The organism is Aminipila sp. (genome assembly GCF_032051575.1).
Lineage (GTDB): Bacteria > Bacillota > Clostridia > Peptostreptococcales > Anaerovoracaceae > Aminipila.
Genome location: NZ_DAMBYD010000013.1, coordinates 17,937 through 41,765, shown reverse-complemented (window position 1 = coordinate 41,765; position 23,829 = coordinate 17,937). Strand labels below are relative to the sequence as shown.

General features: G+C 34.4%; 13 protein-coding genes. 11 read left to right on the top strand and 2 right to left on the bottom strand.

Going from position 1 to position 23,829, the window contains the following annotated elements; translation table 11 throughout:
* Nucleotides 1–174: 174 nt before the first annotated feature.
* The 3 genes from RTW14_RS16190 to carB all read left to right on the top strand — a co-directional run bounded on the left by RTW14_RS16190 (nt 175) and on the right by carB (nt 7,231).
* Nucleotides 175–2,748, top strand: a complete 2,574-nt coding sequence (locus RTW14_RS16190) for a calcium-translocating P-type ATPase, PMCA-type (RefSeq protein WP_331654491.1) — start codon at nt 175–177, stop codon at nt 2,746–2,748.
* 215 nt (nt 2,749–2,963) lie between these two features.
* A complete protein-coding gene (gene carA, locus RTW14_RS16185; RefSeq protein WP_312653335.1) occupies nt 2,964–4,049 on the top strand; it encodes a glutamine-hydrolyzing carbamoyl-phosphate synthase small subunit in 1,086 nt (361 codons plus the stop codon).
* Nucleotides 4,049–7,231, top strand: a complete 3,183-nt coding sequence (carB, locus tag RTW14_RS16180; RefSeq protein ID WP_312653332.1) for a carbamoyl-phosphate synthase (glutamine-hydrolyzing) large subunit — start codon at nt 4,049–4,051, stop codon at nt 7,229–7,231. The genes carA and carB overlap by 1 nt, the downstream gene beginning before the upstream one ends.
* A 94-nt stretch (nt 7,232–7,325) precedes the next feature.
* On the opposite strand, the gene RTW14_RS16175 is transcribed toward carB, so the two are convergent.
* Nucleotides 7,326–8,096, bottom strand: coding sequence for a dimethylarginine dimethylaminohydrolase family protein (locus RTW14_RS16175; protein WP_312653330.1), 771 nt, complete (start codon nt 8,094–8,096; stop codon nt 7,326–7,328).
* 179 nt (nt 8,097–8,275) lie between these two features.
* Here RTW14_RS16175 and RTW14_RS16170 point away from each other — a divergent pair, with 179 nt between their 5' ends.
* The gene (locus RTW14_RS16170) at nt 8,276–8,926 is read left to right on the top strand and encodes a GntR family transcriptional regulator (protein ID WP_312653328.1); all 651 of its coding nucleotides are present in this window, start codon (nt 8,276–8,278) and stop codon (nt 8,924–8,926) included.
* Nucleotides 8,927–9,043: 117 nt separating this feature from the next.
* Here RTW14_RS16170 and RTW14_RS16165 read toward each other — a convergent pair whose 3' ends face one another.
* A complete protein-coding gene (locus RTW14_RS16165; protein ID WP_312653326.1) occupies nt 9,044–10,285 on the bottom strand; it encodes an AI-2E family transporter in 1,242 nt (413 codons plus the stop codon).
* A 93-nt stretch (nt 10,286–10,378) separates the two neighbouring features.
* Here RTW14_RS16165 and RTW14_RS16160 point away from each other — a divergent pair, with 93 nt between their 5' ends.
* From RTW14_RS16160 to RTW14_RS16130, 7 genes are all read left to right on the top strand, one after another.
* On the top strand, nt 10,379–10,510 hold the full coding sequence (locus RTW14_RS16160; RefSeq protein WP_312653324.1) for a hypothetical protein: 132 nt from the start codon (nt 10,379–10,381) through the stop codon (nt 10,508–10,510).
* Nucleotides 10,485–10,682: a hypothetical protein gene (locus tag RTW14_RS16155; RefSeq protein WP_312653322.1), complete on the top strand. Its 198-nt coding sequence runs from the start codon at nt 10,485–10,487 to the stop codon at nt 10,680–10,682. Before RTW14_RS16160 ends, RTW14_RS16155 begins: the two co-directional genes overlap by 26 nt.
* Nucleotides 10,683–10,708: 26 nt before the next feature.
* Nucleotides 10,709–10,930, top strand: coding sequence for a hypothetical protein (locus RTW14_RS16150; protein WP_312653320.1), 222 nt, complete (start codon nt 10,709–10,711; stop codon nt 10,928–10,930).
* A gap of 413 nt (nt 10,931–11,343) precedes the next feature.
* Entirely contained in the window at nt 11,344–13,572 is a 2,229-nt protein-coding gene (gene pflB, locus RTW14_RS16145; RefSeq protein WP_334308183.1) for a formate C-acetyltransferase, read from the top strand.
* Between the two features lie 183 nt (nt 13,573–13,755).
* Entirely contained in the window at nt 13,756–14,463 is a 708-nt protein-coding gene (gene pflA / locus RTW14_RS16140) for a pyruvate formate-lyase-activating protein (RefSeq protein WP_312653316.1), read from the top strand.
* A gap of 222 nt (nt 14,464–14,685) precedes the next feature.
* The gene (locus RTW14_RS16135) at nt 14,686–19,263 is read left to right on the top strand and encodes a non-ribosomal peptide synthetase (protein ID WP_312653314.1); all 4,578 of its coding nucleotides are present in this window, start codon (nt 14,686–14,688) and stop codon (nt 19,261–19,263) included.
* A complete protein-coding gene (locus RTW14_RS16130; RefSeq protein ID WP_312653312.1) occupies nt 19,263–23,813 on the top strand; it encodes a non-ribosomal peptide synthetase in 4,551 nt (1,516 codons plus the stop codon). Before RTW14_RS16135 ends, RTW14_RS16130 begins: the two co-directional genes overlap by 1 nt.
* Nucleotides 23,814–23,829 lie beyond the last annotated feature (16 nt).

Here is a 23,829-nt window from a genome sequence, read left to right as displayed (position 1 = left end):
CGTCAAAAGAGAAATCGGTTGACGTTTTTTTGTATCTAAGAACATATGCTGGACCACAAACCAATAACAGCGAATTGACAGATTTTGTATTCATAAAGCAGACAATGAAGAATAACATATGGCAAAATAAGCATACTAATATTTAGCATATTAATAAAGAATGGAGTGCATAAAATGTTCTATAAAATGTCAGCAGCCGAAGTCCTTACACATTTCAATTCTTCCAAAGAGGGGTTAAATGACAAAAAAGTAAAAGAAAGTGAAAGCAAATATGGAAAGAATCAATTAGCAGAAGAAAAAAAGCAAAGCGTTTTGAAAGTGTTTTTTTCTCAATTTAAGGATTTATTAGTAATCATATTAATTATAGCTGCAATTATCTCTATATTTACGGATAACTTCGAAAGTACGGTTGTAATTTTAGTGGTAATTATTCTTAATGCTATTTTAGGGACTGTAGAGCATTTTAAAGCAGAAAAATCATTAAATAGCTTAAAGAAATTAGCGTCACCACTTGCGAAAGTAATGAGAGCTGGTAAAAGAAGAGGAATAGAAGCAGCTAATATTGTGGTAGGTGATATATTAGTATTAGAGGCGGGAGATGTTGTTCCAGCAGATGGAAGAATTATTGAAAGTTATTCACTTCAGATAAATGAAAGTTCTTTGACAGGAGAAGCGGAAAGCATAAATAAGATTGCAGAAAAGATAGCTGGAAACAAAACTTTAGCCGACCAGGATAATATGGTATTTTCGGGAACTCAGGTCACCTATGGTAGAGGAATCGCAGTTGTTACAAGTGTGGGTATGAATACTGAGCTTGGAAAAATTGCGCAGCTTATGAATGAAACAAAAGAGCGGAAAACTCCATTACAGGTTAGTCTGGATGCTTTTGGTAAGAAATTATCCCTTGTAATCATGATTATTTGCCTATGTGTTTTAGGTATTTGTATTTACAGGGGAATGAATGTTTTGGATTCATTGATGTTTGCTGTAGCGCTGGCTGTAGCAGCCATACCAGAGGCGCTTTCCTCTATTGTAACTATATCACTGGCATTAGGAACCTCTAAAATGGCTAAAGAAAATGCAATAATGAAGGATTTGAAAGCGGTAGAAAGTTTAGGATGTGTATCTATTATTTGTTCAGATAAAACAGGAACTTTAACTAAAAACAAAATGACTGTAAAAAGTTTTTTTTTGGCAGATGAAGGACAAATATCGGAAGATAGATTGTTATTAGGAGCGTTACTTTGCAATGACAGCTCAGTATCAGAAGGGAAAGTTTTGGGAGACCCTACTGAGACAGCGCTTATTGACTATTATTTTAACACAAAAAATAACTATAAGCAGATCTTAGCCAGTTATCCAAGGTTGTCGGAACTTCCCTTTGACTCTGATCGAAAGCTCATGAGTACATTACACAAAATTGATGGTGTTTATGTGATGGTCACAAAAGGTGCTGTGGATGCAATGCTGCATAAGTCAAAATTTATTTTTAGCAATGGATTTGAAAGAACCATTACAGAAGAGGATATTCAGAGGGTACATGTTCAGAACTATGAATATTCAAGAAAAGGGTTAAGAGTCCTAGCCTTTGCACAGAAGAATATTGGAACAAAAAGCATAACATTGAATGATGAAGAAAATTTTACATTTATTGGGTTAATAGCTATGCAGGATCCTCCAAGGGAAGAATCAAAAATTGCAGTAGCAAATTGTCTTACCGCAGGCATTATGCCAGTTATGATAACTGGTGACCATAAAATAACAGCTTCTGCAATTGCAGAGGAAATTGGAATATTAAAAGAGGGTCAAAGGGCAATAACTGGAATGGAATTGGATGAGATTTCTGATGAAAGATTAAATAAAGAAATTTCAGAGATCGCAGTATATGCCAGAGTTACTCCAGCTCATAAAATCAGAATTGTTGATGCATGGCAGAAGAAAGGCAATATTGTAGCTATGACAGGTGATGGTGTAAACGATGCGCCTGCTTTGAAAAAGGCGGATATTGGAATTGCTATGGGGATAACAGGGACTGATGTATCAAAAGATGCTGCCTCCATGATTTTGACAGATGACAATTTTGCAACTATTGTAAAATCTGTAGCAAATGGTAGAAACATATATACAAATATAAAAAATTCTATTAAATTTTTACTTTCAGGAAATGCTTCTGGAATAATAGCCGTATTATATACTTCATTAATGGCATTGCCCATACCCTTTATGGCTGTACACCTGTTGTTTATCAATTTAATAACAGACAGCCTTCCTGCTATTGCAATAAGCATGGAAAAGCCAAAAGATGACTTGCTTAAAGAGCCTCCAAGAAGAAGTGATGAATCAATATTAACGAGGAAATATATGATAGAGATTTTAATACAGGGAGCACTAATTGCAATTTTCACAATGACAGCATATTATCAGGGATTATTAGTGGGAAATGCAACGGCTTCAACCATGGCATTTGCAACTCTGTGTTTCGCCAGATTATGGCATGGCTTTAATTCAAGGGGAAGTCAGTCAATTTTTAAACTGGGGTTATTTAGCAATATGTACTGCTTACAAGCATTTGTATTAGGAACAGTATTGTTATTTGCGGTTCTTACTATAAATCCATTGCAAAGCTTATTTCAAGTAGCAGAACTGTCGGGGGAGCAAATGGCATATATTGTAGCTTGTGCGGTTGCCCCAACAATTCTGATACAAATAAGCAGAGCCTTTAGGGAACTTAACAGAAAAAAAGAATAGTTTTAACAGAAAAAAGAGATTTGTTATTTTGTTGGTGACAAGTCTCTTTTTATATGATATGCTAATGGGTTAGAGAAACTAAAACGCTGTAGGATAATTGTAAAATTAAGTATTGCATAAAAATAAACTTAAGTGTATAATTATTTACAGCATTGAATTGGAAGTAACAATCCATTTAAAAGTTGTAGGTAAGTTAGGAAAGGGAAGGTCGTAACATGGAAGCGCTGTTATATTTGGAAGACGGAACTGTTATTACAGGTAAAGGTTTCGGATACAAGACAACTAAAGTAGGCGAACTGGTTTTTAATACAGGAATGACTGGTTATCAAAAAACGCTTACAGATCCTTCATATATGGGTCAAATAATTACTATGACGTATCCCCTGATTGGGAACTACGGAATTAGCAAAATTGACAATGAATCGGATAAGATTTATGCATTCGGATTAGTGGCAAAAGATATTTGCTTTACTCCCTCAAATTCTAATTGTATCATGAACATTGACCAGTGGCTTAAGGAAATGAAAGTGCCAGGTATTTGGAAAGTGGATACAAGAAGTATTACAAAGAAGATAAGGAATGAAGGCACTATAAAATGTGTTATTAGTAATGAAGGAATTACAGTAGAAGAAGCGCAAAGACTATGTGCAGAGACTCAGCTTAGAGGAGACTGGATGAAGGAGGCCGCTACTAGTGAAAAGAAAATAATTCATGCTCCAGAGGGTATGGAGGTAAAAAAGGTAGCAGTATTGGACTTCGGTGTTAAAAAAAGCATTTTAGATGGATTAAATATACGAGGATGCGAATTGCATATATTCCCTTATGGAACAAGTTCTAAAGATATTATGAGCATAAACCCTGACGGCATTTTTTTAACCAATGGACCTGGAGATCCTGAGGCAGCGACAGAAGCTATTGCCATTACAAAAGAAATTATGGGAATTGTTCCTACTTTCGGAATTTGTATGGGGCATCAGGTCTTAGCACTAGCGTCAGGCGGGAAAACATATAAATTAAAATATGGACACAGAGGCGCAAATCATGGAGTCTATGATAAGGACACTAATCGTTCATACATCACATCTCAAAACCACGGTTATGCCGTAGATTCTAACAGTATTATTCTAAAGGGTATGGAAGTAACCCATATTAATCTAAATGATGGAACTGTGGAGGGAATGAAGCACAGGGACCTACCGATATTCTCTGTACAGTATCATCCTGAAGCTTCACCAGGACCAAATGATAACCAGTATTTATTTGATAAATTTGTTAATATGATGAAAGGCGGTGTTTTATAGTGCCAAAGAAGAATTACCTAAAGAAAGTACTCATAATTGGGTCAGGACCGATTATTATTGGACAAGCCGCTGAATTTGATTATGCAGGAACTCAGGCGTGTAAAGCTATTAAAGAAGAAGGGATTGAAACCATTCTTGTAAATAGTAATCCTGCAACAATTATGACAGATGAGGGCATTGCCGATAAAGTCTATATGGAGCCCCTGACAAAAGAAGCATTGCAACAGATTCTTGAAAAGGAGAAACCAGATGGAATCCTAGCAGGTTTTGGAGGACAGACTGGATTAAATCTTGCGATGGAACTGGATGAAAAAGGAGTTTTAAAAGACCTGGGAATAGAACTTTTGGGAATCAATAAAGACAGCATTAAAAAGGCCGAAGACAGAGAAGAATTTAAGGATTTAATGCTAGAAATTGGCGAACCAATCCCAAAGAGTATTATTGCCACAACTCTTGACGAATGTAAGGCTTTTGTACAAGAAGCAGGTTATCCGGTTATAATCAGACCTGCATTTACCCTGGGGGGTACAGGCGGCGGCATTGCAAATAATGACGGAGACTTAGCACTTTATTGTCAAAGAGGTCTTGAAAATAGCGCCATTGGGCAGATACTTCTTGAAAAGTCAGTTGCTGGCTGGAAAGAGGTTGAATACGAAGTAATGCGTGATTCAAAGGATAATTGTATTATTATCTGCAGCATGGAAAATTTAGATCCTGTTGGGGTACATACAGGTGACAGTATTGTAGTTGCTCCAACCCAGACACTTAGAGATGAAGAATATCAGATGCTTAGAGATTCTTCTCTTAAGATTATCAGAAGTCTTAAGATTGAAGGTGGATGTAATGTACAGTTCGCTCTAAATCCAGATACAAGTGAATATATTGTAATCGAAGTAAACCCAAGAGTAAGCCGTTCTTCTGCGCTTGCATCAAAGGCAGCAGGTTATCCTATTGCTAAAATTGCAGCGAAAATTTCTTTAGGGTATAACTTAGATGAGTTAAAGAACTATGTAACACAAAATACAAGTGCATGCTTTGAACCTACTCTGGATTATTGTGTGGTAAAATTCCCCAAATGGCCTTTTGACAAATTTAGTAATGCGTCAAGAAAGCTTGGAACTCAGATGAAGGCAACAGGAGAAGTAATGTCCATATGCCGTACTTTTGAAAGTGCATTATTAAAAGCGGTAACTTCCTTAGAGGTTAAATGTAACGGACTAAGAGTACCATTTGTAACAAAGCTAGAAAATGAACGATTAATCAAAAAGCTTGAAGCATGCGATGATGAAAGAATTTTCTGCGTAGCAGAAGCCATGAGAAGGGGATATAGTGTTGAAGATATCTTTGAAAAAACCAAGATAGACCGATGGTTCCTAAATAAAATCAAGAACATTATCGATATGGAGAAAACATTAAGTACTGAAGAACTTGACGCAGAACTGCTTTTAGAGGCTGAAGCTATGGGCTTTACAGATGTTGAGATTTTAGAGCTTACAGGCATACCAAGAGAAGCATTACAAGACATGCGTGTATATAATGATATTTATCCTGTATATAAGGTGGTTGATACCTGTGGCGGTGAATTTGATGCGGTTACACCATATTATTATTCTTGCTATGATGGAGAGGATGAAAGCCGAATTTCAAAAAACAAGAAGATTTTAGTTATTGGTTCAGGACCTATTCGAATCGGCCAGGGTATTGAATTTGATTATTGTTGTGTTCAGGGGGTCTGGGCCATAAAAGATATGGGGTATGAAGCAATCCTTATGAATAATAATCCGGAAACTGTGAGTACTGACTTTGATACTTCTGATAAATTGTACTTTGAATCATTACACGTTGATAATGTAATGAATGTGATTAAAAAGGAAAGACCTCATGGAGTGGTTCTTCAGTTCGGTGGGCAGACTTCATTAAATTTAGCGGAGAAATTGCAGAAGAGAGGCATTAAGATTTTAGGCACCAGCTTTAAATCCATTGACATTGCGGAAGATCGAGAGAAATTTATTGAGTTATTAGAGGAATTAGGCATTCCAACACCACAGGGATGTGCTGTTACAGACGAGGCAAGTGCCTTTAAAGCTGTTGCCGAATTGGGGTATCCTGTAGTAGTAAGACCTTCCTATGTTATAGGTGGAAGAGCTATGCAAGTAGTGTATAGTGACGAAGAACTTCAAAAATATTTAAGAGAAGCGGTTTCTCTTACAACAGAACATCCTGTACTGATTGATAAATATATATTGGGTAAGGAAGTAGAAGTAGATGCCATCGGTGATGGAGAGAATATACTTATTCCTGGAATTATGGAACATATTGAAAGGACCGGAGTTCACTCTGGTGACAGTATGACCGTATATCCTCCGCATACATTACAGAAGGACACGATTGATACCATCATAGATTATACAGAGAGAATCGCGAAAGCATTAAATGTAATCGGCCTTGTAAACATTCAGTATGCTTTTGATGGAAAGAATGTATATGTTATTGAAGTAAACCCTAGAGCATCCAGAACTGTACCGATTTTAAGTAAAGTTACTGAAGTCCCAATGATTAAGCTGGCTATTTCAACTATGCTAGGGAAGAAGCTAAAGGATTACGAATATGGAACAGGCCTTTATAAGCATGTAGGAAAATATGCAGTTAAGGTTCCAGTTTTCTCTGGTGCAAAGTTAACTGATGTTGATGTAACATTAGGGCCTGAAATGAAATCTACAGGAGAGGTTTTAGGTATTGATAATGACTTAGATAAGGCAATTTACAAGGGCATTTTGGCGGCTAATATTAAAATCCCAACTCAGGGAGGTGTGTATTTTGCATTACGTGATACTGAGAGAACGCAACATACTCTTGATGTAGTGAAGATGTATCGTGATCAGGGATATAAAATGTACTGCTCAGAGTGGACTTACGATTATTTTATCGAAAATGGTATTGATGCTGTATCCTTAAATTTTGAGGATGCAAAAAGTATGATTGGTGAAGAAATCACTATTTTCATTAATGTTCCTAGTATTGCTAACAGGCCTGAAAGAGAAGATTTTATGCTTAGAAGAAAGGCTATAGAAAGAGGGCTTCCTGTTCTTACCTGTATGGATACGGCAGAAGCGTTTATGACTGCTGTTAAACTAAAGAAGGCTGGTACAAAGCTGGATTATTGCGTATTAGGATCTAAATAAGGCTATTAACTTAATTGTATTTACTAACATAAATAAACAACAAAGATGAAGGCAGTTCAAGTGATGAACTGCCTTTTGTTTATTTCAAAAGTTATTAGAATCTTAAGGATAAGCAGCTAAGTCCACCATCAAGTTTTCTGTATTCTGAAGTATCTACAAGAATAATCTCATAACCGGCATCTTTTACAGCTTTTTCAACGGCAGGGTAACCATCAGGCACAATCACTTTCCCGTTCATCCAAATGCAGTTAGCAGCATATGCTTCATTTTCAGGAATAATAATCTTGTTATATTTTGCAAAATCAGGTTTGTCAATAAATTCACCCGAAACAAGCATGTTGTTATTTTCAATGTAGTTAGCTCCTGTTTTTAAATGAAGGACCTCTTCCAGAGGAACTTCAGAACCCGTAAGGTCATATTTCTCTAATATAGCAATAAACTGTCTGATTCCTTCTTCATTTGTTCTTGCAGAACGTCCAACATAGAAATGATTTCCAACCATCATTACATCGCCACCCTCCAAAGTTCCGGGAGCTTTAATGTATTCAATCTGATCATCAGTAAAGAATTTTTTTATTGCTGGTAAAATTTCAGCTTTCTCACCATTTCTTGATCTCGCACCTGGATTAGTAATAATAGCACATCTACTTGTAATAACTGCCGGATCTTCAACAAAACATGAATCTGGATATTGTTCAAGAGCATCAAGAACTGTGACTGTTACACCGCACTGCTTTAATGCTTCGATATATGTATCATGTTGCTTTAAAGCTAAGTTATAGTCGGGCTGACCTAATTCTGGAGCAGATGTGATACCTTCCACCATTGCTTTACATGGTCTTCTTACGATACAGTTTTTAAACATTTTATTTACCTCCATCACTCATTAAGTTTTTAGAATCTTTTGTTATATATAATATATTGTATATAATATATTGTCAATAATACATTGTATTTTTTATTTCTTGATTTTGGCATATTGTGATGATATGATAAATTTATTATAAATAGGTAAATAAGATTAATTACTGAGGGAAGGTCTATATGTATAAATTTCAATCTTTAAAGGATCATGTATACGACTATATTGCAGATCAGATATTAAAGGGTAATTTATTACCCAATGAAAAAATAAATGAAAATAAAATTTGCCAAGAACTAAATATCAGTCGTACTCCAGTTAGAGAGGCTTTAATACAGCTCTCGAGTGAGAATGTTTTAGAAAATGTACCAAGAAAGGGTTTTGTATTAAGAACCTTAGATTCTAAGGAGGCCGCTGAGATTTATCAAGTTGTTGGGATTCTCGATGGCTATGCTGCTGTTTTGGCATGCCCCAAATTAACCGAAAAGACTTTAAAGGATATGGAGTTTTATATTGATAGCATGGATTTGGCGATTACCTCTTGCAATTATGAAATGTATTACAAACAACAGGAGATTTTTCATCAGCTTTATCTTATGGAATGTGGAAATAGTACCTTAATGGATTCTCTATTAAAACTAAAAAACAAGTTTTTAACTAAGAATTACGACTTATCTCAAATGGAGGATGTAAAAGCGGTTTTATTTGAAACGAATAATGAACACAAAGAAATGCTTAGACTTTTTTGTGAGCATAAAACTGCTGAACTTGAAATCTATATAAGAGAGGTACACTGGGACCCATCAAAATCAATAACAGAAGTTACTATATAAGAAAGATCTCCATAGAATATGATACCCCCATATAGGACATTGAAATAGAACAATTCCTATATGGGGGTATTTCTGCTATGAGGACTCTTATATATTCAGTATAACTTGTATCTGTAATTATTTAGGCAGCTCCGAACTAGTAGAAGAAACCTGGCTTTCAATTTTGGCGTTTAATTTAATTTCTTTGGAATTAACCCACTTTAATATGAACGTCTGAATTATTCCTGCAATGGGAACCGCCAAAATCATTCCAATAATACCACCGTAGTATCCAGCTACTGAAACTGCTAGTAATACAAATAGTGGATGTAATCCGGTAGTAGAACCAACAATTTTAGGGTAAATTAAATTACAGTCAATCTGTTGTACAACTAATAAAATTGCAACGGCAATTATACCTTGTGTAAGCCCATCAGTAAATGTTCCTACGATAAATGCAGGAATCATTCCAAGGACCGGTCCAAAATACGGTATTATATTGGCGATGCCGGCAAAACACCCTATGAATACTGCAAAATCAAGACCTAAAATTGAAAGCCCAATTGAAGAAAGTATTGCAATAATCAAGGAATCCAGCAAGGCCCCTCTTATAAAAGCGGAAAGAATACCGTTAATATCATTTAGTGTTTCAGTTAAAACTGCATTAGCCTTTTGTGGTAAAACTAAGTGTAAAAATTTTCTCCAAAGACGAACAAAGAAATCTTTATCCATGAGTATATATATACTTATGATGGTACCAATTGCAAGGTTTACTATGCTGCCACCAATTTGCGTAATCCAGGTAATAGCTGCACCAGCACTAAAATGTGTTGAAAGCCAAATCAGGCCACGGTTTGCATATTGCTGAACCTGTTCAGCAATGCCCATATTGGGTAAACCGGATATCCAGGTTCTTATTCCTTCTTCATAAGTCGAAACATAATCAATAACAGCATCAACCATAGTGCCTATGCCTGAAAAAACAAACTGTCCTAATATTAAAACTGAAAAAGCATATATTATCATCACGATGATAGCAATAATGATGATATAAGTGATAAGAACACTTATAAGCCTTTTTGTTTTTTCCAGCTTTTCTAGTTTAGCAGGAATTCTTGTATGAGTAAAAATTATTTTACTCATAATTTTCTTATTGACAATATCCACTAACGGACTAAGCAGATAAGTTAAAACTAATCCTATAAAAAGGGGGGTTAAGGCAGAACATATACTTGAAAGACCTTGCAGAGCAGAACCTGCAATAACATTTAGATTCTTTATTATAAAAAACAGAGCATACAATATAGCCGCCGTAAAGGCTATAAAGAAACTGTATTTCCACCAATTCTTATCTGGGAGATAATCTTTAAATTTTGACATACTTGCACCTTTCAATATTAGATAGTATTATAGAAATTATAACCATTATTATATAGTTTAACACAACTACAAACAAGGAGAAAATAATAAATTATGATAAATATTCCTAAATTACTAGCTCCTGTTGGAGGAATGCAGCAACTGAAGGCTGCTGTGGAAAACGGTGCCGATGCGGTCTATCTTGGGGGCAAAATATTTAATGCAAGAAAAAAATCAAGAAGATAGCATAGTACAAGGAATCCAGTTAGAATTATATTTTCATAATATGGAAAATTTAAATGAAAATGTAATGGGGCGTGTATGTAAGGCGCTAGATAAACAGAAAGCAAAGGCTGAAATTATAAGAATATATGTGCCATTATATTCTTATGTTAAGGGTAGAAAACGGGGACATTAAATTTAAGCAAAATGATTGTTAGTGAATTGAAAAAATACAAATTTAATTGGATTCCATATTTGCCAAATGTGACAAAAGGTGCATATGCCACATATATTAAAACAAACTTTAAATTAATTGTTTCTTATTGCCGTGAGACCGGAATTTCCATAGGCAATTTAGGCTGGATTTCTGAGTTTGAAAGAGCAGGAGTTCAGATATATGGAGATTATGGGTTAAATTTATACAATGAAGAAGCAGCAGATTGAATCCATGACATGAAAATATAGTTGAAAATAAGAGTATTATTGTTCAAGAAATGTCAAATATTTAAAATTGAATAATAGAAACTATTGCAGAAAAAAAATATAAAAAACTAAGAATTTATTTTAAATAAATTGTTAAAAAAAGTGTAAAAAAAGGTTTGACGAAAAAACGTTTTGGGTATATTATGTATACAAGATACAAAATACGGTAGGCACACAGGGCGCAAGGATTTCGAAGAATCCTTTTTTTTCGAGAATCTATGTATACAATATACAATAACCGTATTTTTACATAACGCCAATTGTAAGTCATTGTTGGCGAATCAATGCTATATTTTGCAGAATTGGGTCTGCAAAAATTCAATGCTCTGGAGGCCCTAAGGCCTAGTTGAAAAGCAAGGAGGAAAATTTAAATGATTAAAGAATGGGATGGATTTAAGAATGGTGCATGGAATGATGTAATTGATGTAGATAATTTTATCAGCATCAACTACACTCCGTATGAAGGTGATGAAACTTTTTTAGCGGGACCTACTGCGAGAACAACTGCCGTTTCTGAGAAGGTGCAGGATTTGTTGCGGAAGGAAAGGGCTAATAATGGTGTTTTGGCAGTTGATGCTAGCCGCATTATGAGAGTTACTTCATTCCCTCCTGGATATATAGACAAGGATAAGGATATTATCGTTGGACTTCAGACTGATGAAACTTTAAAGAGAGGCGTTTGTCCTTTTGGCGGAATGAGAATGGCTAGACAGTCAGCTGAAGCTTACGGTGTTAAACTTGATCCAAGTATTGAAGAAGAATTTAAATATATAACTACACACAATGATGGTGTATTTAATGCATATTCAGATGAAATGCTTTTAGTTAGAAAACTTGGATTTATAACAGGTCTTCCTGACGCATATGGCAGAGGAAGAATTATTGGAGACTATAGAAGAGCTGCTCTTTATGGTATTGATCATTTAATTGAAGAAAAGAAAAAAGATAAGTTAGAACTTCATAAAAGGCCAATAACTGAAGACACAATTAGATTGCTTGAAGAAGTTCAGAAGCAAATTGACTATTTTACAGAATTAAAGAAAATGGCTGCCGAATATGGATATGATATATCACAGCCTGCTACAAATACAAAAGAAGCTATCCAGTGGTTATATTTTGCATACCTTGGAGCAATTAAAGAAGAAAATGGTGCAGCTATGTCAATAGGAAGAACTTCTACTTTCATTGATATATTTGCAGAAAGAGATTTAGCTAATAGAACATTTACTGAAGAACAGATTCAAGAATTTGTTGATGACTTCATTTTAAAGCTAAGAGTAGCTAGACATCTAAGAACTCCTGAATACAATGACTTATTTGGAGGAGATCCAATGTGGATTACAGAAGGTCTTGGAGGAATGGGAGCTGATGGTCGAACAAGAGTTACAAAGAGTTCTTATAGATATTTGAACACTTTATATAATCTAGGACCTTCACCAGAACCTAATCTAACAGTTCTTTGGTCAGATCAGTTACCTACAGCGTTTAAGAGATACTGTGCACAGATTTCAATTGACACAGATTCTATTCAGTATGAAAATGATGATGTTATGAGACCTTCATATGGTGAAGATTATTCAATTGCCTGCTGCGTATCAGCTATTCAGATGGGTCAGCAGATGCAGTTCTTTGGTGCTCGGTATAATCTTGCTAAAATTCTTTGTCTAGCATTGAATGGTGGTATTGATGAAAGAACTGGTGTGAAGTGTGGTCCACAGATGGAGCCAATTAAGGGTGACGGTCCTATTGATTATGAAGAAGCAATGAGAAGGTTCAATATTTACAAGGACTGGTTATGCGAATTATATGTAAATATTATGAACATTATTCACTTTATGCACGATAAGTATGACTATGAAAGAAGCCAGATGGCGTTCTTAAATACAGAGGTTAAGAGATTAATGGCATTTGGTGTTGCAGGTCTATCTGTAGCAGCTGACTCATTCAGTGCTATTAAATATGCTAAGGTATACCCAATCAGAAACGAAGAAGGCGTAATCGTTGATTACAGAACTGAAGGAGAATTCCCTAAGTTTGGTAATGATGATGATAGAGTTGACAGCATTGCAGTAGAACTTACTAAGGGTACTATTGATGCATTAAGAAGTCATCCAACTTATAGAAATGCAGTACACACATTATCTATTTTAACGATTACTTCTAACGTAGTATATGGTAAGAAGACAGGTAATACTCCTGATGGAAGAAGAGCAGGTGAGCCATTTGCTCCAGGAGCTAATCCAATGCACTGCAGAGATTCTTTAGGAGCTGTAGCTTCATTGAACTCCGTATCAAAAGTTAAATGGGAAGACTGCCAGGATGGTGTATCTTACACATTCAGTATTACTCCTGATACTCTTGGTAAGGATAAGGAAGCGCAGAAAGATACATTAGTAGGATTAATGGGAGGATACTTTAACCGAGGTGCTCACCATTTAAATGTAAATGTATTAAACAGAGAGTTATTGATGGATGCATATGAAAATCCTGATAAGTATCCAAACTTAACAATCAGAGTATCTGGATATGCAGTTAAGTTCAATGCTTTGTCTAAGGCTCACCAGAAGGAAGTCATTGCAAGAACTTTCCACAAGGCAATTTAAAAACTCCTTAAAAAATTAACTTAATTTAATGTATAGCATAAGACACTTATTTAAATAAGTGTCTTGTGTTATCTTAAGATTAAAATAAAAAAATTGTGTATTAGTGTTTATACTTAGTGGATACAATACGTATGTGATATACTAGGTAGAAATATGCAAAAATTATTATAGAGGTGATTAACTATGGTTAAAGGAAGGCTTCATTCATTTGAAACATTTGGAGCAGTAGATGGACCAGGCATAAGAACGGTAGTCTTTCTACAAGGATGTCCTGCAAGGTGCTCATACTGTCATAATCCTGACACATGGGATATGCATGGAGGAAACGAGGTTGAAACCAAGCAGATTGTAGACAGAGCCAAAAGAGGCATGAGCTACTATGGAGATAAAGGCGGAGTGACATTTTCAGGAGGAGAGCCTCTTTTACAGGGAGAGTTCCTTATTCAGACGATTGGGGCACTTAAAAAAGTAGGTATAAATTCAATTATTGATACAAGTGGTACATTCATTGATGAGTTTACAGAAAAAGTTATTGAAGAGTGTGAAATGATTTTACTTGATGTGAAGCATTCCAATCCAGAGAAATTCTGGGAGATTACAAGCAAAAAGCAGGATACTCTTTTAGAACTTATAGATTTGATTAATAAACATGAAAAACATGTTTGGGTACGTCAAGTGATTGTACCGGGAATAAACGATACAGAAGCTAATATAGACGCGCTAAATGAGTTTATAAAAAAAATAAAGCATGTAGATAAGGTTGAACTACTGGGGTATCATAACCTTGGGGTGGAGAAATATGAAAAACTAGGTATCAAATATAGATTAAAAGACGTTGAACCAATGGACAGAGCTAAGTTAGATGAATTAAGTGCATTAGTTAAATATTAAAATTATGATTAAAAAGTTGAGTTAGAAATAATAAAAACAGGGTGCTGTGAGCACCCTGTTTTTGTGTTGTAAAAATAAGGGGATAATTTGTCTAAAAGAGTCACAATAACGCTATATAATAACAAGAAAAAAGCTCGTAAAATAGTATATAAGAAAATAAATAATTAAATAGATTTTATATTAACAATGGTTTTCTTTATATTCTTAAGGAGGAATGAAGAAATGGGTGAAAACAAAAGGTTAAATAAGGAGAATATTCAAGATATTATCGGATTAACACCTTTGCAGGAGGGCATGCTTTTTCACTATATATCAGAACCAGGGAGTCGGCAGTATTTTGTACAGCTTAGACTTCATATTTCGGGCAATATAGATGAACAACTAATTGAAAAAGCTTGGAATCATGTTATATCACAGAATGAAATACTTAGGGCAGTATATAAATGGGACAAGCTTGAGAATGCTGTGCAAATTATTCTTAAGGAGGCCCCTGTTAAAATAAGGAAACATGGTTTAACACTTCAGCCTATTGAATCACAATGGAAAAGTGTAAATGAAATTTTAGATAAAGACCTACAAGAAGGAATTAACATCTCAGAAGAACCGTTCAGAATCACTTTAATAAAGCTTTCAGAAACCTGTTGCGAAATGATAATAAGCAACCATCATATCATGTATGACGGATGGAGCAACGGAATACTCCTTAAAGAATTTATTGAGGCATATAATAATCTTTATGGCAATCAGCCAATAAGCAAATCACAAAAAACTAGTTTTAAAGAATATATAAGATGGCATCAAAGTCGGGATCAAGAAAGCAGTAAAGAGTATTGGAATAACTATCTTGAAGATTTTGAAAATACATCAATAATACCTGCAGTCAGTAAAATAAGAGAAAATGAAGCAGAGATAAATCGTTTTAGCTTTGATATGCCAAAAGACTTAAATAATAGCATGGAAGAGTTTTGTATGGAAAATAAGTTATCTAAGTCTACACTTTTATTTGGAATTTGGGGAGTACTATTGCAAAAATACTGCAATACAGATGATGTGATATTTGGTACTACAGTTTCTGGAAGAAATGCAAAGGTAAAAGAAATTGAAAATATAGTGGGATTGTTTATAAATACAGTACCTTTACGAGTAAAAAGAAGTGAGGAAACAACAGCTATAGAGCTCTTGAAAAATTTGGAAGCAGCTTTAAGAATGAGAGCAGACTATGAAAATACACCAATAGTGGAAGTAAAAACTTATAGTGAAATAGATAGTAGAGATGAATTAATTGATTCAATAGTCGTAATAGAAAATTATCCTTTTGACAAGAAATTAAAAGAGACTCAGGGTGTGATAAAAATTGATAGTTATTCGATGTATGATTTTACAAATTATAAGCTGACATTAAGTATAGAGGATTTTGAGAATTTAAAAATAAATTTTTCTTATAGAAACGATATATATAGTAAGGATTTTATAGAAAGGATGGCAGGACATTTTAGACATATTACTATAAAAATTTTGAATAAAAAAAACTTGAATATAGAAAAACTTCAGATAATGACGGAAGCAGAAATACGAAAAATTGTATACCAATACAATGATACAAATATAGAATATGAAAACAGGAATAAAGTGATAAGTCAGGTTATTGAAGAGAATGCAAAACAAATACCTGACAATATTGCAGTAGCTTTTGAAGGCAAATATCTTACATATAGGCAGTTGAATGAAAAAGCCAATCAGGTTGCGCATGAGCTGATTTCCAAGGGAATAGGCAAAGGCGATTACATAGGTGTTGTAATGGACAGAAGTATGGAAGTAGTAGTATCTTGCCTAGGGATAATGAAAACTGGAGCTGCATATTCACCTATTGATGTAAAGTGGCCTCTAGATAGGATAAAAACAGCTTTGCAAGATTTACAAGGTAAAGTTGTCCTAATTAACAAACATACTCCTTACACTTATGAATTAGAAATAGAAACTTTCATGGTAGACGTGGAAAATTTAAAAATCCCAATGCCTAATACAAAAATAGAAGTAAGCCCAGAAGATCCCATCTATGTAATATTTACTTCTGGCTCAACAGGAAAACCTAAGGGAGCAATAAACTACCACAAGGGAATAATGAACAGATTATTATGGATGACAGATTTCTTAGGGGCAGAAATAGCAATGGCAGCATTACAGACTTCCTATCATGTATTTGATGCTTCTGTGTGGCAAATGTTTTGGCCTTTAATAAACGGAGGAAAAACAGTTATACCGTCACCAGATATGGAAATGACGGCGGAGTATATTTCGGGATTACTATTTGATGAAAAAGTAACCATAACAGATTTTGTGCCTTCCATATTTAATTCAATTGTAAATGAACTGGAAGAAACACCTGAACTATTAGAAAAATGGCTGGGACTAAAATCTGTATATTATGGTGGGGAGCAAATAATAACCTCTTATGTAAACAGATTTTATAATATGTTACCCCATATAAGAAATGTTAATTTGTATGGTCCTACAGAAACCAGTATAGGTTGTGTTTATTATGATATTGAAGGAAAAGAGAATGACATACCTATTGGGAAACCTATAAAGAATGTAAAGGTATTGATAACAGATAAATACGGACAAATAGTACCTGAAGGAATACCAGGAGAGTTATGCATATCGGGCATTTGTGTAGGAGGAGGTTATCTGCGAGATGAAGAAAAGACTCGAAGAGTGTTTGTAGAAACTCCTTATAAGAAATTGGGTTATCCCAAAATGTATAAGACGGGAGATCTTACACGCTGGCTGTCTGATGGTAATATCGAGTATATGGGAAGAATTGATCAACAGGTTAAAATTAGAGGATTCAGGATTGAGCTGGGAGAAATAGAAGGAAAGCTTCTTTCTCATCCAGAAATAAAAGAAGCTGTAGTAATGGCAAGAGAAGGTATGGGAAACGGAAAATATCTTTGTGCATATCTTATTGCTGAAAGAACTTTTTCTTCGACAGAACTTCGGGAGTACGTGAAAAAGGATTTACCAGAATATATGGTACCTGCTTTTTTTGTGCAGATGGAAAAGTTGCCAGTAACAAATAACGGAAAGCTAGATAAAAAAGCTTTGCCAGAACCTGATGGCGGTTTTATATCGGAAGCTTTATATATTGCACCGCGAAATGAGGTGGAAGAAAAGCTTGTGGAAGTTTGGCAGCAGGTTTTGGGGATTGCAAAGGTAGGAATAGATGATAATTTCTTTGAACTTGGAGGAGACTCCATAAAAGCAATACAAATAACGTCTAGGCTTAACAAGCATGATTTAAAGCTACAGATAAAAGAACTGTTCAAGAATCCAACAATAGGAGAATTAAGTAAATATGTAGTTGTTTTAGATAAGAAGGAGACCGAGTCTTTAATTACTGGAGAAGCTGTGTTGACTCCTATCCAGAGGTGGTTTTTTGAACAAAATTTTGATGAAATGTATCATTGGAATCAATCTGTAATGCTATATAGTAAAGATGGTTTTGAAGAAATATATGTCAGAAGATCATTTGCAAAAATCGCAGAACATCATGATATGCTTAGAGGCACATATATTAATGAGAATGGAATCTGGAAACAGACGATAAGGGGTATAGATGGAGAATTGTTTACCTTAGACATATTTGATTTCTCCGGTAAACCTGAATACAAAAAGCTGATACAGGAGAAAGAAAAAATACTGCAAGGCGCAGTCAATCTAAACAAAGGTCCTTTGATGAAGCTAGGTCTATTTAAAACAGATGAAGGGGATCATTTATTAATAGTAATTCATCATTTGGTAGTGGACGGTATTTCATGGCGAATTATATTGGAGGATTTTAAAGAAGGTTATAAGCTGGACAAAGAGGGGAAAGAAATTGTCCTTCACGCTAAAACTGCATCATTTAAGGAATGGGGAGAAAAGCTTGAGGAGTATGGGGAAAGTGAAAAAATATCAAATGCTTTTAATTATTGGAATGAGGTAGAAAGTTTTGAAACAAATTCTTTGGGCAATATGAGTGAAACTGGTACAAATTTGGTTAGCAATCTTGAAAAACAAAGCTTTGGACTGTCTTATGATGAAACACAAAATCTTTTGAAGCAGGTTGGTAAAGCATACAATACAGAAATAAATGATATATTTTTATGCTCTTTAGCAAAAACAATAAAAAGCTGGTCAGGTGATACCAAAGTTCTTTTGGAAATGGAAGGGCACGGCAGAGAAGAAGGTATAGCAAATATTGATATTTCAAGAACCGTAGGCTGGTTTACAACTACATATCCATTTATTCTTGATATTTCTCAAGCAGCAGATGTAGGGACAGAAATAAAGCTGGTCAAGGAAGCTTTGAGAAAAGTACCACAAAAAGGTGTAGATTATGGAGTCTTAAAATACATGTCACAAAAGTATGGGTACGAGACTGATTCTAAGTTAAAGCCTCAAATCAGTTTTAATTATATGGGTCAATTTGATGATGATATAAGAAATGAAATATTTAGCTTGTCAGATATTGAGGTAGAAAGCAACAGGAGTTTAAAAGGACAAAGGAGCTGCAGCATCGATATAAATGGAATTGTACTTAATGGTAAACTTAAAATGGAAATAAGCTATAGTAAACAGCAATATAAATATAAAGAAATAGAAAGATTTACAGATTTATATAAAGAAATGCTTTGTGAACTGATTTTTCACTGTATTAATAAACATGAACCTGAAATGACCCCAAGTGATTTTACTGGGAAAAATATGAGTTTAGAAGAAATGGAAGATATATTTGATGTTTTAGAGGGGGGATTTTAGTGTTTAAGCGTAGTGATGTAAAAGATATGTATCCGCTATCTCCTATGCAGCAGGGAATGCTTTTCCATAATATGATGGATGAAAAATCAAAAGCTTATTTTGAGCAAACTACCTTTACTATAAATGGAGATTTAGATTTAAGCTTGTTTGAAAAAAGCTTTAATCAATTAATAAAAAGATATGATGCCTTAAGGACGATAATTCTATATGAAAAAATTAAAGAGCCTGTGCAGGTGGTTCTTAAAGAAAGAAGTGCAAAGATATATTATACTGACATATCAGATATGGAGGAACAACAAAAAGAAATATGGTTTGAAAGATTTAAAAAGAAAGATATGGAAAAAGGATTTAATCTTTCAGAGGATATGTTAATTAGAATATCTGTGATTAAAATTGAACAAGAAAAATATGGGGTTGTATGGAGTTCACATCATATAATGATGGATGGCTGGTGTTTAGGAATTATAATAAAGGATTTTTTTACTATATATCATAATTTAAAATATGATAAAAATATTATATTGCCACCAGTATATTCTTATAGTAACTATATAAATTGGCTTTTAAATCAGAACAAAGAAGAAGGAATTACTTATTGGAAAAAATATCTTGAAAGCTATAAAGCACCTACAGGAATTCCAACTTTTAAAGCTATAAGAGAAGGCGCATTATATGAAAGAGCAGAAATGTCATTTAGTTTTGATGAAGAATTGACTAAAAAGATTGAATATTATGCAAGAAAGCTGCAGGTGACTGTAAGTACCGTTTTACAGGCTGCTTGGGCAGTATTGCTTCAACGTTATAACGACACAGATGATGTTGTATTTGGGAATGTTGTAGCAGGCAGACCTAGCGAGATAAGTGGTATAGAAAGTATGGTGGGTTTATTTATAAATACTGTTCCGATAAGAGTTAAATGGGAGAATGGTGAATCCTTTGACGATATGGTAATTAAAATACAAAAAAGTTCGCTTGAGTCAAAAATGTATGAGTATTTGTCTTTAACGGAGATTCAAGCAACTACTGAGTTAAAAAATAATCTTTTTAACAATATAATGATATTTGAAAATTATCCTATGGAGGAAAGTGTTGAAAATATATGCGCATATTTACAAATGGGATTCAATGTTAGTAATATTAAGGTATTTGAGCAAACAAACTATAACTTTAATATTGCAATAATACCTGGAAAAGAAATGACTGTAAAACTTAATTATAACGCTAAAATGTATGATAAGTTTTTTTTAGGTAAAATGGAAAGTCATTTTATAATGGTAATAGAACAGGTAATGAGTAATCCTCAAATAGAAGTACAACAGATTGATATTATAAGTGAAAAAGAAAAAAGACAAATAATAGATGAATTTAATAATACAGAAGCAGAATATCCAAAAGATAAAACACTGCAAAAGCTATTTGAGGAACAAGTGAAGAAAACTCCAGATAATATAGCACTTATACATAATGATGTTAAAATGACATATCGTGAGCTGAATCGGAAAAGCAACCAACTTGCAAATTATCTTAGAAGTAAAGGTATTGGAAGAGAACATATAGTAGGTATTCTTATGGATAGAGGAATAAGTCTTATAGTAACTATTCTGGCAGTCCTAAAAGCGGGAGGAGCTTATTTGCCTATAGATTTGGCATATCCTAAGAGTAGGATCGAATACATGTTGAAAGATAGCAAATTAACGTTGCTTTTGGTAGGTGATAATGTATATAAAGATGTGGATTATAAGGGTACTGTAATAAATACAAATGATAAAGATTTGTTTGGAGGAGATGATAAAAATCTCGAAGGAATCAATACTTCTTCGGATCTTGCTTATGTAATTTATACATCAGGAAGTACTGGTAAGCCAAAGTGCGCAATGTTAGAGCATAAGTCAGTCATAAATTATGTATGGTGGGCAGCCAAAAACTATGTGAAAGGTAAAAAACTTGATTTCCCATTATACACTTCGATTTCTTTTGACCTTACTGTAACCTCCTTGTATGTGCCATTAATTACAGGAAACAGTATAGTCATATATGGCAAAGATAATAGAGAACTTTTGATAGAGAAGGTATTTAAAGAAAATAAGGTTGGAGTGGTAAAACTTACACCTGCACATCTCAAAGTGATAAAGGATAGAGATAACAGTCAGCTTGGGGTAAAGCTACTTATAGTGGGTGGAGACCAACTGGATACGGAGACAGCAAAAGCAGTGTATGAAAGCTTCGGAGGAAAAGTTGAAATATATAATGAATATGGACCTACCGAAACTTCAGTTGGCTGTATGATATACAGATATAATCATAATAACGACAATGGTTTGGTGGTACCAATAGGTGTACCTGCAGATAATGTGCAGATATACTTGCTTGACAAGCATTTACATCTTGTACCTACTAATACAGTGGGAGAAATATATATATCAGGAGATGGCTTAGCAAGAGGGTATTTGGGTACAACGGAATTTACTAATGAACAGTTTATATCAAATCCATTTATTCCTGGCAAGAAAATGTACAAAACAGGAGATATGGCAAAACGTCTTAAAAACGGCAATATAGAATACATAGGAAGAAATGATGAACAGGTAAAAATAAGAGGATATAGGATAGAAATTGGGGAAATAGAAAAGAGGCTGATGGAGCATGGAGAAATAAGCCAAGCGTTTGTTTTGTCAAAAAATTACAAGGATGGAAGTAAATATCTGTGCGGATACTATGTTTCTCAAAAAGCAATCCAAGTCAAAGAACTAAGGTCATTTATTTTAAAAGAATTACCCCAATATATGATACCGTCATATTTTACGCATCTTAAGAAAATGCCGCTGACACCAAACGGCAAGGTAGACAAAAAATCCTTGCCTGAGCCAGAAGTTAAACTAAACACTTGTGAATCCTATATTGCGCCAAGAGATAATGTGGAAGAACGGTTAGCAGAAATATGGGCGGAAGTACTTGGGACGAATCAGGTTGGGATAAATGATAGTTTCTTTGATATGGGAGGAGATTCAATAAAAGCTATACAAGTGGTAGCAAGACTCCAGAAGTTTAAGTTAAGATTGCAGGTAAAGGATTTGTTTGACAACCCAACAATCGGAGAAGTAAGTCAATTTGTTAGAACTGAGGAAGTGATATCTGAACAGGGAATGGTTACGGGTGATGCTGAGCTTACTCCTGTCCAGACATGGTTTTTCAGCAAGGAGATAGTAAATCGAAATTATTTCAACTACTCCGTAATGCTGTATAGCAAAGAGGGTTTTCGGCAGAAGGTGTTGAGAAAGGCTTTAGACAAGGTGTTGATTCACCATGATATACTGAGAAGTATTTTCCTTCAGGAAGAAGGTGTTATAAAGCAATATATACAGAAATTTGATGAGAATTCATATATTTTAGAAGTATTTGATTTGACAAAAGAGTGCAATTACGCTGAAATGATTAAACAGAAAGCGCTTCAAATTCAAAGTAGTATGAATCTAGAAAAAGGTCCTCTGGTAAGGGTTGGATTATTTAAAACAGGAGAAGCAGATTATCTACTTTTAGCAATACATCATTTACTTGTGGATGGAGTATCTTGGAGAATACTGCTGGAAGATATACAGACAGGATATAGTCAAGCAAGTATGGAAAAGGAGATTGAGTTACCTCAAAAGACTGGATCTTATAAGGAATGGGCTAAAAAGCTTTTAAATTATTCACAAGGCAAAGAAATAATAAAAGAGATGGGATACTGGCAGCATGTTAGGAGTATGCCTATTGAAGTTTTGTATGAGGGAAATATAAAAAAGTCAGGTAAAATGAAAGATAGCAAGACTATAAAGTTGGAGTTGAATAAGTGGGATACAGATAAGCTTCTTAAAGACGCAAATAATACATACAATACAGAAATAAACGATTTACTGTTGACCGCATTATCTAGGGCTGTGACTAAATGGAAAAATAAGAGATGTATAGCAATAACTCTAGAAGGACACGGTAGAGAAGAAATTTTGGGGGATATTAATATAACGAGAACCGTTGGGTGGTTTACTACAATGTATCCTATTATTTTACGCAATGAAGATGAGGACATTGGAAATCATCTAAAGAAAATTAAGGAAATATTGAGAAGTGTGCCTAACAAAGGAATAGGATACGGGGTCATTAGATATCTAAGGAAGGACACCGATGTAGTTTTAGACACTAAGCCGGAAATTAGCTTTAATTATTTAGGACAATTTGATAGTGATACAAATAGGGAGAATTTTCAGCTTTCGACACTAGATAAAGGAAGTGACATATGCCTTGAGAATGAAATACAACATTCTATTGAAATAAACGGTAGCGTCATAGGCGGTCAATTGAATTTCTGGATAAGCTATGATTCGCTGAAATACAAGGAAGCAGAAGTACAAATACTGGCAAATGAATATAAGCAAGCTATTCAAGAGATTTTAAAGCATTGTATAGGGAAAGAAGAGACAGAGGCTACTCCAAGCGATATGACTGGAAAGGGATTGACGACAGAGGATTTGGAAGACGTATTTGGAAACCTTGAAAATATATTCGGAGAATAAAACTTAATTTGTAAAT